This window comes from Streptomyces sp. BoleA5, from assembly GCF_000373665.1.
GTDB lineage: Bacteria > Actinomycetota > Actinomycetes > Streptomycetales > Streptomycetaceae > Actinacidiphila.
Genome location: NZ_KB892130.1, coordinates 1 through 10,993 on the forward strand (window position 1 = coordinate 1; position 10,993 = coordinate 10,993).

At 73.8% G+C, this 10,993-nt stretch carries 11 protein-coding genes and 1 pseudogene; 4 read left to right on the forward strand and 8 right to left on the reverse strand.

Annotated elements, in window-relative coordinates:
* The 8 genes and pseudogenes from B085_RS50220 to alr form a co-directional block, all read right to left on the reverse strand.
* A pseudogene (locus B085_RS50220) lies at positions 1-186 on the reverse strand (ABC transporter); the annotation flags it as partial.
* 80 nt (positions 187-266) lie between these two features.
* Entirely contained in the window at positions 267-1,217 is a 951-nt protein-coding gene (locus B085_RS0132745) for an ABC transporter ATP-binding protein (protein ID WP_026250998.1), read from the reverse strand.
* Positions 1,218-1,555: 338 nt separating this feature from the next.
* A complete protein-coding gene (locus B085_RS49725) occupies positions 1,556-1,732 on the reverse strand; it encodes a hypothetical protein (RefSeq protein WP_018562833.1) in 177 nt (58 codons plus the stop codon).
* 357 nt (positions 1,733-2,089) lie between these two features.
* On the reverse strand, positions 2,090-2,737 hold the full coding sequence (locus B085_RS0132755; RefSeq protein ID WP_018562834.1) for a response regulator: 648 nt from the start codon (positions 2,735-2,737) through the stop codon (positions 2,090-2,092).
* On the reverse strand, positions 2,737-3,885 hold the full coding sequence (locus B085_RS44535) for a sensor histidine kinase (protein WP_018562835.1): 1,149 nt from the start codon (positions 3,883-3,885) through the stop codon (positions 2,737-2,739). Before B085_RS44535 ends, B085_RS0132755 begins: the two co-directional genes overlap by 1 nt.
* A gap of 65 nt (positions 3,886-3,950) precedes the next feature.
* Positions 3,951-4,187, reverse strand: coding sequence for a hypothetical protein (locus B085_RS0132765; protein WP_018562836.1), 237 nt, complete (start codon positions 4,185-4,187; stop codon positions 3,951-3,953).
* On the reverse strand, positions 4,184-5,212 hold the full coding sequence (locus B085_RS0132770; protein WP_018562837.1) for a D-alanine--D-alanine ligase family protein: 1,029 nt from the start codon (positions 5,210-5,212) through the stop codon (positions 4,184-4,186). The genes B085_RS0132765 and B085_RS0132770 overlap by 4 nt, the downstream gene beginning before the upstream one ends.
* Positions 5,209-6,387, reverse strand: a complete 1,179-nt coding sequence (gene alr / locus B085_RS0132775; protein ID WP_018562838.1) for an alanine racemase — start codon at positions 6,385-6,387, stop codon at positions 5,209-5,211. The genes B085_RS0132770 and alr overlap by 4 nt, the downstream gene beginning before the upstream one ends.
* A 601-nt stretch (positions 6,388-6,988) precedes the next feature.
* On the opposite strand from alr, the gene B085_RS0132780 reads away from it, so the two are divergent.
* From B085_RS0132780 to B085_RS0132795, 4 genes are all read left to right on the forward strand, one after another.
* Positions 6,989-9,433 carry a SpoIIE family protein phosphatase gene (locus B085_RS0132780; RefSeq protein WP_018562839.1) on the forward strand — a complete coding sequence of 815 codons (2,445 nt, stop codon included), beginning with the start codon at positions 6,989-6,991 and terminating at the stop codon, positions 9,431-9,433.
* 201 nt (positions 9,434-9,634) lie between these two features.
* On the forward strand, positions 9,635-9,898 hold the full coding sequence (locus B085_RS46010) for a hypothetical protein (protein WP_018562840.1): 264 nt from the start codon (positions 9,635-9,637) through the stop codon (positions 9,896-9,898).
* 115 nt (positions 9,899-10,013) lie between these two features.
* Positions 10,014-10,232, forward strand: coding sequence for a hypothetical protein (locus B085_RS44545; RefSeq protein ID WP_018562841.1), 219 nt, complete (start codon positions 10,014-10,016; stop codon positions 10,230-10,232).
* Positions 10,233-10,383: 151 nt separating this feature from the next.
* Positions 10,384-10,962 (forward strand): TetR/AcrR family transcriptional regulator, encoded by a 579-nt coding sequence (locus tag B085_RS0132795; RefSeq protein ID WP_018562842.1) that lies wholly within the window; start codon positions 10,384-10,386, stop codon positions 10,960-10,962.
* Positions 10,963-10,993: the final 31 nt, after the last annotated feature.

Sequence of the window (10,993 nt, forward strand, 5' to 3'; positions counted from 1 at the left end):
GAGCCGGGCGCTGTACGGGGTGATGTCCTCCATCCACGTGTCGGGGGAGGAGCGCGGCCAGCCCTTCGCGGTGAGGTGGTCGAGCAGGCCGGCGCGCTGGTAGAGCATCCACGCCACGGCGAGGGCGGTCAGGGCCAGCATGGTCCAGAAGGCGGCGCGGTGCTGGCGCCAGATGAGCCAGGTCATGCCGCNCANCCGNGGGCGGCGGCTGCCACCCCCGGTGACCGGGAGCGCGGGCGGTGCGGACGGGGTCGTGGTCGCGTTGCTCATGCCGCCGCCCCCCGCGGGCCGGACGAGCGGCCCGGTATCCGCGCCACGGGACTGATCAGCGGCGGCGCCTCGGGCGAGCGCAGGTAGGCGAGCAACAGTTCCTCCAACTGCGGGGTCTGGGACTGCCACTGGCCGCTCACCGGACCGTCCGGCCGGATCAGGGCGGTGGCCTGGCGCCCACTGGTGCGGTACTCCACGACGGTGTGCCGGGCCAGCTCCGCGGGCACCCCCACGCCCTCACCGCCGCTCACGCCCTGCAGCAGCACATGGGCACTGCGGATCTCGTCCACGTCCCCGGCCATACGCAGGCCACCGGTGGAGATGACCAGCAGGAAGTCGCACACGCTCTCCAACTCGCTGAGCATGTGCGAGGACATCAGCACCGTGGTGCCGTGCTCGGCGGCCTCCGCCATCAAGGTGCTCATCATCTCGTGGCGCACCAGCGGGTCCAGGTCGGACATCGGCTCGTCGAGCAGCAACAGGTCGGGCCGCTTGCCGAACGCCAGCGCGAAGGCCACCCGGGTGCGCTGGCCGCCCGAAAGGGTGCCGACCTTCGCGTGCAGAGGCACATTGCCCGCGCGGACGATCTGCTCGGCGGCCCGCTGGTCCCAGCCCGGGTTCAGCTCACGCCCCAGCCGCAGCGTCTCGGCCACCGTGAAACGCTTGAACAACGGCTTCTCCTGCGCCAGGAACGCCGTACGGCGCCCCGCCTCCGCCGACCGCGGCTCCGCCCCGAACACCGTCAAGGTGCCCTCCGTCGGCTCCAGCAGATTCGCCGCGATCGACATCAGCGTCGTCTTGCCCGCACCGTTGGGACCCACCAGCCCGCAGATCCGCCCCGCCGGCAACCGGAACGAACAGTCCCGCAGCGCCCAGCCCCGACGGTACCTCCGCCCCACCCCATGAGCCTCGATCGCCGACTCCTCCAAAGGACCCCCCATGTCCATGGGGTCTCTTCCGTACGCGGCGCCCATGACGGCGTCACTCACTGGTGCTCCTTGATTGCCAGGCTTGTCGGTTGCTTGTGCGGCCGTCGCGCTGACGGCACGCCCCCTCCGGGGCGGGTGGACGACCGGCCCGACGTACGCGGGCGCCGATCCCCACCGAGGGTGTCCCCTTCCTGACGAGCAGGTTAGGAGGCCCGCTCGCCGCCGCGCCTCGGGAAGAAGGCCGATCTCCGGTGCCCCTCTACGACTTTCGGCCGAGGCCGGCCGGGGCGCTCGGCAGCGGCGGCGAAGCCCCGGCACGACCCCGGGTACCCGGCGCCGTGCTTCACGGTCGCGCTTCAGGCCGCCGTCGCCGATGTGTCCGCGCCGGGCGGACGGCCGGTCGTGGCGGCAGCCCGGGAGACCGCCGGATCCGGGTTCATCAGCTCGTCACCCGCGCCGAGGACGGCGACCTCGAGGGCCGTCTGCGCGTAGACCCGGGCCGAGTGCAGCAGCCGGTGCAGCAAAGGGGACATCGCAAGCCTCCTGTGACGGTGGAAGGTGAGCCCGCCGTGCCCCGTGTGCGAGGACCGCCGTGGCGGCCCGAATCGGGACGCCCGCACGCCTGTTCCACGAGGGGGAGCTCTTGACGGCCACGCTACGAGGGCCCCGCGCTCGGTCGCTTCGGGCAGAAGTCCGACCCGTGGTGAGGCCGCTCCGCCTTTCGGCCGAGCGCCGATCAGCCGGTCCGTGCCCTCGGCGGCTGCCGCCGATGCCGTCCACGCCGGAGTTCAGGGTCGCGGAACAGGATCCTGCCGGAATTTCCGTGCCGGCCGCGCCGCGGAGCGCTCTTACGGTGTGACCATCGACCATGTGCGGGGCGCGGGAGGCCGCTAGCGTTCCGCGAGGCCGGAGCGCCACGCCCACAGGGCGATCTCCACGCGGTTGCGGGCGGAGAGCTTGGTCTGGATGTTGCCCAGGTGGGTCTTGACCGTTCCCAGGGACACGAAGAGCGCGGCCGCTATCTCCGCGTTGGTCAGGCCCTCGGCGACGAGGCGGGCGACGTCGGTCTCGCGCGAGGAGAGGCCCGATCCCGCGGGGGCTGCGGTCCGCGGCGACCGCAGGCCCTTCAGCAGGCGGATCGTGATCGCCGGGCTGACGAGTGCCTCTCCGGAGTACGCCGCGCGCACCGCCTCGGTCAGCAGGGTCGGACCGGAGTCCTTGAGGAGAAAGCCGCAGGCGCCGTTGTTCAGCGCCTCGTGCACGTACTCGTCGTCGTCGAAGGTGGTGACGACGACGACCTTCGGCGACCCGGCGGAGCCGGGATGGTTCAGTTCGCGCAGGGCCTGCAGGCCGTCCATGCGCGGCATGCGGATGTCCATGAGGACGACGTCGGGCGCGAGAACACGGACCATCTCCAGCGCCTGGAGACCGTCCTTGGCCTCTCCGACCACCTCGATGTCGTCCTCGGCGCCGAGGATCAGCGAGAAGCCGGTGCGGACCATGGTCTGGTCGTCGGCCAGCAGGACACGGATGGTCATCAAGCACCTCTGGTCGGTATGTGCGCCTGTACGGTCCAGCCCTCCGGGACCTTCGGGCCGGCGGTGAAGGAGCCGCCGAGGGCCACCGTCCGCTCGTGCAGGCCCTTGAGGCCGTAGCCGCCGTCCGGGGAGTGGCCGCCGCCGCCGCGGCCGTCGTTGGAGACCTCGACGGTCACCGCCGCGGGCCGGACGTGGCAGCGCACGAGGATGTCGAGCGTCCGGGCGTCGCCGGCGTGCTTGCGCACATTGGTGAGCGACTCCATGACCACCCGGTGCACGGCCGACTGCACGTCGATGGGGACCGCTTCCGCCTCGCCCTCGATGCTCAGCCGCACCCGCAGGCCGCTGTCGGAGGTGAAGTGACCGGCGAGGGCCGCGATGTCGGCGATCGTACCGGGGGGCGAGAGCCTGGCGTGGGCGTCGGGTTCCCGCAGCAGGGTGACCATGCGGCGGATGGCGGTCATCGCCTCGTCACCGGCCGCCTCGATGCGTTCCAGGGCGGGAAGCACGGCCTGCGGCTTGCTCGCCGCCACGGTCTGCGCGGCCTGCGCCAGCACGACCATGCCGGTGACGTGGTGGGCGACGTAATCGTGGAGATCGGACGCGATGCCCGTCCGCTGGGCCTGCTGGGCGGCGACCATCTGCCGGTGGCGGTTGGTCTGGAACATGCGCAGGTACAGTCCCGCCGCACTGGCGATGACCCCGCCGAGCGCGATGACCAGCGCGAGGACCACCGCCGCTCTGGCGTTCCCCAGCCGGGTGGGCAGGAGCACCAGACCCGCCAGCAGGAGCGGGACCGCGAAGCCGGCGCGTACGGGTTCGGCCCGCCACGCTGCCAGCCCGATGAGGACGAGGCCCACGACGGCGACGGTGAACCCGAAGGGCACGACGATGCCGTAGCCGACGGCCGGCATCGTGAGCGCCACCAGCACCAGGAAGGCTCCCAGGAGCAGGGCCCCGGTGCCCAGCGTCGCCGCCTCCAGACGCGGCATGACCACGGCGACGGCGATCGCCAGCAGGACCACGAGCGGCTGGACCCCGTTCACGGCCACGTCCAGGGTCGCCAGGACCAGCAGTACCACGGCTGCGGCCAGCCAGCCGACGGCCCGCAGGAACCGCTCGAAGAGGCCGTCAGCGCTGTTCCTCACGTTCCCGCCTTCTCCGTTTCCGCTCACCGACCGGGCGAAAGCCGCTCCGGGTGTTCTGTCCAGTGTCACCGATCCGCCTCGGAGGACCGGGGTCCGCTCTCCCGGGCCGGGGACGGACCGGAGCGGCGTCCGGAGTCGGCGGGGTCCGTTCCCGAGCCCAGGACCACCACGTCGAGGACGGCCTGGGCGTAGACCCGGGCGGTGCGCAGCAGGCGGTGCACCGGGGGTTCCCCGGGAGTGCCGCCGTGGTGGGCCGGCGGACGGGCCGGATCGGCGTCGCCGACGCGGTGCTGCCCGGTCACCGTCCCACCTGCCCGGGGGTCGCAGCGGCGGCGGTCCCAGCGGCGGCGAGGGCACCCCGCACGAGTTCGCCGAGCAGCGCGGGGTACGTCAGTCCCCGGTGCGCGAACATCTTGGGGACCTGGGACTGCGCGGTCATGCCGGGCATGGTGTTCACCTCGTTGAGGACGGGACCGTCGGGGGTGAGGAAGAAGTCGCAGCGGGCCACTCCGCGGCAGCCCAGCGCCGTGAAGAGGGCGAGGGAGGCCTCGGCGAGCCGGTCGTGCTCCTCGGCGGACAGCGGAGCGGGGATCAGGAACCTGGCCCCGCCGTCGTACTTCTGCTCGGTGTCGAAGAGGCGTCCGTCGTCGAGGAGGATCTCCAGGGGCGGCCCGACCACCAGGCGGCCGTCCGCGCGCTGCAGCACGGCGAGGTCCACCTCGCGGCCGGTCACCAGATCCTCGACCAGCACCCTGTCGTCGATCCGGAGCGCGGCGGCGATCGCCGGGGCGAGCTCCGCCTCCTCGGTGACGAGGGACACGCCGTGACTGGACCCCGCGGCGACGGGCTTGACGACGACCGGGCGGTCGAAGCGCGCCTGGTCGGCGCTCTCGGCGGTGACCAGGTACCCGGGGGCGACGGCGATGCCCACCGCCTCGGCCACCAGCTTCGTCGCCCACTTGTCCATGGCCAGGGCGCCGGCCCGGACTCCCGCACCGACGTACGGCAGATCCGCGAGGTCCAGCAGCGCCGCCAGGGTGCCGTCCTCGCCCATCGGGCCGTGCATCACCGGGAAGACCACGTCGCAGCCCGCCAGTACTCCGAGTGCCGCGGACATGCTCGCCGCGGAGGAGCCCGCCAGTGGCTGTCCGGCGGCGTCCCGCCACACCCCGTCGCGCCCGATGGTGAGGCCCACGACGTCGTGGGCGGCCGGATCGAGCGCCGAGCGGACGGACGCGGCGGACGCCAGGGAGACCTCGTGCTCGGCGCTGCGGCCGCCGCCGATGACGGCGACACGGATGCGGGCGGCGTTCCGGGGGGCGGTCACGCGGCCACCCCCGAGTCGTGCACGGTGCGGCGCAGGCGGGCGCCCAGGCCGGTGACGATCTCGTGCTCCATGGTCCCGGACCACCGGGCCCAGTCCTGGACGGTGGGCTCGCCGGCGTCGCCCGTTCCGAAGACGGTGGCGATGTCGCCGGGTGCGGCCGGGCGATCGCCGCAGTCCACGATCACCTGGTCCATGGAGACGCGTCCCACCACGGGGCGGCGGCGACCGGCGAGGAGCACCTCGGCACGGCCGGACGCCGCGCGGGGAAGGCCGTCCGCGTATCCGACGGCCAGCAGGGCCAGGTGGGTACGCCGCGCGGCGGTCCACGTGTGCCCGTATCCGGCCCGGGTACCGGCCGGTACCGTGCGGGCCGACACCACGGGCGCGGTCAGCGTCAGTGCGGGGCGCAGCCGTGTCGTGCGCGTCGGATCGATGCCGTAGAGACCGGCGCCGACGCGGCTGAGGTCGAAGCGGGTCCGCGGGTCGGTGAGGGTCGCCGAGGTCGCGGCCAGATGGCGGACGCCCGGCCGCAGCCCGGCGCGTACCGCGACGGCCGACGCCGTGCGGAACAGTTCGAGTGCGCGGTCGGTGCACGCGTCCCCCGGGGTGTCCGCGCAGCCGAGGTGGCCCATGACACCCGTCACCCGGACCAGGCCGCCTCGCTCCGCCTCCCGGGCCTGCCGGCACAGGTCGCCCCACTGCGCGGGGTCGGCACCGTCGCGCGCCATCCCGGTGTCCAGGTGCAGGTGCACCTTCGCGGTCCGTCCCGTCCGCGACGCGGCGCGGACCACCGCGGCCAGGTGCTCGCGACCGGGCACGGCGACCGAGACGTCGGCCCGCAGGGCCTCGTCGAAGGCGGCGTCCACCGGATTGAGCCAGCTCAGGATCGGTGCGCGCAGTCCCGCGTGCCGCAGCGACATCGCCTCCTCGACGGAGGTGACGCCGAGCGAGCTCGCGCCCGCGCCCAGTGCCGCCCGGGCGGTCTCGACCGCACCGTGTCCAAAGCCGTCGGCCTTGACCACCGCCATCAGGCGAGTCGCGCGGGCGGCGAGGAGGCGGGTGTTCGCGGCGACCGCCGCCAGGTCCAGCCGCAGTTCCGGGCGCGCCGCGCGGCCGGGTGGGCGGGGCGGCTCGGCGAGGTGGGTGGCGGGAGCGGTCAGTTGTGCGCAAGGCATGGGAAGCCCTTCGGGGTGTCGCGGTCGGGCCGGTGCCGCGGGGGCCGGGCGGACACGAGGCGTCACCGTGGTGAGGGTGGGTCGCAGCCGGCGCCGGAGTGGGTACCGGGGGCCCGGAGCGACGGCCGCGGCGAGGGTGCCCGCGGGTCCGGTACGTGGCGTGGTGCTCATGGCAAGCACGCTACGAAGCCCGTGTGACGATCCGCTTCGGGCGGAAGTCAGACCCCTTCGCGGTGCGCTGCGACTTTCGGCCGATGCCGGCCTCAGCCCTGGTGACGAGCCTCAGGGCGACCGCCCACGGGTTCCCCGGCGACCTCCGGCCGCATGACGGGACGCCCGCCGCGGGGGTCCTACCCGCGGCGGGCCTCGTCAGCCGGGCGGCGCCGCGCGCCGCCCGTCGTCCGCCCCGAGGTGGCCGGGCGGTGACCGTCCGTACGACCGGACCCGCTCAGGTCGGGCGCCGGCGGGTGGGTCTCGGTAGCCTGAGTGGTGGCACGGCCATGAGGCGGCCCTGCCGCGGGACCGACGGCAGCCGTCTCGCCGGCGCCCGGGCAATCCCGCCGGGCCTTCGGGAACGTCACCTTGCGTGACAGGACTGAATATGGGCAAACCCTCACAGACCCCTTTCGGACACCGCTTCTCGGAGGCGTCCCGCGACCAGGACGTCGCCGGGTTCGTCCTGGACGACGACGGCGTCGTCTCCGCGTGGAGTGCCGCGGCCGAGCGGCTCCTCGGCTTCCGGCCCGCGGACGTCATCGGGCGGCCTGCGGCCGCGCTGTGGCCGCAGGCGTTCGCCGGGCCCTCGGGGGACGACCGCGCGCGGGGGGCCGATCCGGGGGACCGTGCCGTCCTGACCCGCCGTGACGGCGGCCTCGCGGACGTCGTCCTCCATACGTCGCGGCTGCTCGAGCCGGGCGGGCACGAGGGCGGCGGCACCATGGTCGTCGCGGTCCCCGCGCCCCCGCCGGCCGCCGCGGAAGGCCAGGCGATCCTGGAGGCCCTCTTCACCCAGGCGCCCATCGGCATCGCCGTGTACGACCGGGACCTGCGCTTCGTGCGGATCAACGCGGCACTGGAGCGCATCCACGGGTTCCCCGAGGGGAAGGCCCTCGGCCGCTCCGTCGCCGAGGTCCTCCCGGGCCTGGACGCCATGGCGATCGAGCGCCGCCTCAAGGGGGTTCTGGACAGCGGCCGGCCGGTCGTCAACGCCGTCCACCAGGGGCGCACCGCTGCCGATCCGGACCGGGAGCACGTCTGGCACGTCTCCTCGGTCGTCCTGACCGCGCCGGACGGCGACGTCCTCGGCGTCACCGATCTGATCATCGACATCACCGACCGCCACCGGACGCGGGAACGCCTGGCGCTCCTGGACGAGGCCGCCATGCTCATCGGCACCACGCTGGACGTGCGGCGCACGGCGGAGGAGCTCGTGGACGTACTCGTCCCGCGGCTCGCCGACGTGGCGATGATCGACCTCCTCGACGACGTCGTGGAGGGCGCGGAGCCGGAGCCGATGCGCCACGGGCCCGTCGCGGTACGCTCCCTCGCCCGCACCGCCGTCGACGCGGAGATCATCAGCCGGATCCGCCGGCCCGGGGAACTGCAGAACTACCCCCCGGACTCGCCGCACGTGCTGAGCCTCGCCGACGGGAGGCCGCGGCTGATCCCCGTGCTCGACCCGGATGCCGGCTGGCTGTGCGACACCGCCGACGAGCGGATGAAGGCGATGGTCGCGTACGGGATCGACTCCCTGATCCTCGTCCCGCTGCGCGCGCGGGACGCGACTTTGGGCCTGGTCCACCTGTACCGGGGACGCACGAGGGAACCCTTCGAACCCGACGACCTCGTCCTCGCCCAGGACATCGTCGCGCGCGCCGCGGTCTGCCTGGACAACGCCCGTCGCTACACCAACGAGCACATGGCCGCCCTCACCCTCCACGCGAGCATGCTGCCGCGCAGCGTCCCCGACCAGAGCGCGGTCGAGGTGGCTCAGCACTACCGGCCGTCGCGGGTGCACGCGGGGGTGAGCGGTGACTGGTTCGACGTGATCCCGCTGTCGGGGGCCCGCGTCGCCCTGGTGGTGGGCGCGGTGCCGGGGACGGGTTTCCAGGCGGCCGCGTGCATGGGGCACATCTGCTCCGCGATCCGTACTCTGGCCCAAGTGGACCTGACGCCGGACGAGTTGCTCGGCCAGATCGACGACATGGTGCCGCGGCTCCTGGAGCGCGAACACTCCACCGGGTCCGCGCCGGTGGTGGAGGGGCTGAAGGGCTCGACCTGTCTCTACGCCGTCTACGACCCCGTCTCACGGCGGTGCGTGCTGGCGAGTGCCGGGCATCCGCCGCCCGCCGTGGTCGACCGGGCCGGCGACGTGGTGATCCCCGACGTGCCGATCAACAGCCCGCTCGGTCAGGGGGACCCGGTGTTCGAGCCCCTGGAGCTGGAACTCGCCGAAGGCAGCACCCTGGTGTTCTCCAGCCACAGCCTCCAGCGCCCCACGGACACCTGCGAGACCCTCGCCGCCCGGCTCAGTTCCGTCGTCGCCGACCGGGGCCGCCCGATCGAGGAGGCCTGCCGCGCCATCTCGGACCTGGTCGCCGCCCATCTCACGATGCAGGACGGCCTGGCCCTGCTCCTCGCCCGGACCCGGCCCCTCGACCCGGGGAAGCTGGCCACGTGGACCGTGCCCCCGCTCCCGGCGGCCGTCGGCGACATGCGCTCGCTGGTGCTGCGGCAGCTCGACCAATGGGGGCTGGAACACCTGGCCTTCTCCACCGAACTCATCGTCAGCGAGCTGATCACCAACGCCATCCGGCACGGGCACGGCCCGATCCGGCTGCGGCTGATCCTGGACCGCACGCTCATCTGCGAGGTCAGCGACTCCGCGAGCACGTCGCCGCACATCCGCCGGGCGGCCGCCACCGACGAGGGCGGACGCGGGCTCTTCCTGGTGGCGCAGTGCTCGCGCCGCTGGGGTACCCGGTACACCCTGGCCGGCAAGACCATCTGGGCCGAGCAGACCCTGGAACCCGACCAGGCCGCCTGACGCGGCGGTCAGCGGGCTGCGGCGACCCGGTGGAGTACCACGGACACCACCTGGAGCTTCCGCTGCAGCACTCGCCGCTGAAGCCCGCCCAGAAGCCCCGGCCGCCCTTCTGCTTCGGAGCGCCGAGCGGGGCCCCCGCGGCGCTCCGGCGCATCGGGGAACGCGCGGACGGCTGGCTGCCCGCGTGTCTGGTCCGACTACGTGGACGCCGAGACGGTGCTGGCACAGCGCGCCCTCATCGACGAGTTCGCCAGTGCGGCGGGACGGGACCCCTCGCTGCTGGACACCGTCATGCGGGTCAACGTCGTGGAGGGGACCCCGTCGGGCCGGGTCGCCGACGCCATCAAGTCGCTCCCCGCCGAGACGGGCATCGAGCACTTCATGGTGGAGTCGATGTCCCTGCCCCACGTCGACGCCGTGCTGGAGCTGGTCGCGGAGCTGCTGATGCTCGTCGGGCGCGGCTGACCGCCCGCCCGTCACGTTGCGCGATTCACCCGTTCGGCGTCGCCTTGGTCGCGGTCGCGGGGCGATCGGCGTCCCATGAGCGTGACCGCATCCGCGTTCGAGTGGGAGGTCGCCGATGTACGACATGCGCGCCGAACCCATGGCGTCGGAAACCGGGTCCGCCCGGTTGTGGCATGTTCTGCGGCTCGACGGAAGCGCCCTCTGCGGCCGCGCGCTCGCCGCACGGCCCGTCGCGGCTTCCGACGACGACTGCCGCGACGAGTACTGCACCACCTGCATGACGGCGGTGGCCGCGGCCGCGTCCCGCCGCGGCGGGCTCCGCCCCATGACCTGAATCCGCTGCAACTGGGCCGGCAGGTGGCCCGCAGGGGTGGCTCCGGTGAGGGGCCGCCGATCCAGTGAAACGGACCCCCGGGTCCGATAGCATGGGCCTCCGCACTCACGGGGCTGCGCCCCACCCCGACCGCAGACAGGCCGTCCGTCCCATGAGCCCTTCGCACTCCCCCGACCCGGACCGGCCGACGACCGCGTCACCGCGACGGGCGGACGCCCGCCGCAACCACGACCGCGTGGTCGCCGCCGCGGTGGACGTCTTCCGCGAACACGGCACCCTGGCCACCGTCCCCCAGATCGCGGCGCGGGCCCAGGTCGGCAAGGCGACGGTCTACCGCAGCTTCCCCACCAAGGAGGACCTGCTGGAGACGGTCACCCGGCTGAGCCTGGCGGAGCTGGAGCGGCGCACCGCGGCGGCCCGGGCGCGGCCCGGCCCCGACGAGGCCTTCCGGTGCCACGTCCTCGCGCTCTTCGACGTCCTGGCCCGCGACCGGCTGCTCGCCGAACGGCTGGCGGACGCGGCCTCCCCGGCCGCCGTGTCGGTCCTGCAGTCGCTGACCGACGCCATGGAGACCGCACGGGCGGCGGGGGCGCTGCGCGAGGACACCACCGCGCTGGATCTGCGCGTGCTCCTCTGCGGCACGGCACTGCAGTTGGTGCGGCTCAAGGAACCCGATCCGTCGGTCTGGCACCGCTACGCGGAGATGGTGCTGCGGGCATTCGGCCGCTGACCGCGGCGGACAGCGGCCCAGCTCGCGCTGG

What these genes read in the sequence shown, in the direction of transcription:
- B085_RS0132745 (WP_026250998.1), bottom strand. Translation starts at nt 1,217, where the DNA reads ATGGACATGGGGGGTCCTTTGGAGGAGTCGGCGATCGAGGCTCATGGG.
- B085_RS0132780 (WP_018562839.1), top strand. Translation starts at nt 6,989, where the DNA reads ATGGGCAAACCCTCACAGACCCCTTTCGGACACCGCTTCTCGGAGGCG.
- alr (WP_018562838.1), bottom strand. Translation starts at nt 6,387, where the DNA reads ATGCCTTGCGCACAACTGACCGCTCCCGCCACCCACCTCGCCGAGCCG.
- B085_RS44545 (WP_018562841.1), top strand. Translation starts at nt 10,014, where the DNA reads ATGTACGACATGCGCGCCGAACCCATGGCGTCGGAAACCGGGTCCGCC.
- B085_RS0132795 (WP_018562842.1), top strand. Translation starts at nt 10,384, where the DNA reads ATGAGCCCTTCGCACTCCCCCGACCCGGACCGGCCGACGACCGCGTCA.
- B085_RS0132755 (WP_018562834.1), bottom strand. Translation starts at nt 2,737, where the DNA reads ATGACCATCCGTGTCCTGCTGGCCGACGACCAGACCATGGTCCGCACC.
- B085_RS49725 (WP_018562833.1), bottom strand. Translation starts at nt 1,732, where the DNA reads ATGTCCCCTTTGCTGCACCGGCTGCTGCACTCGGCCCGGGTCTACGCG.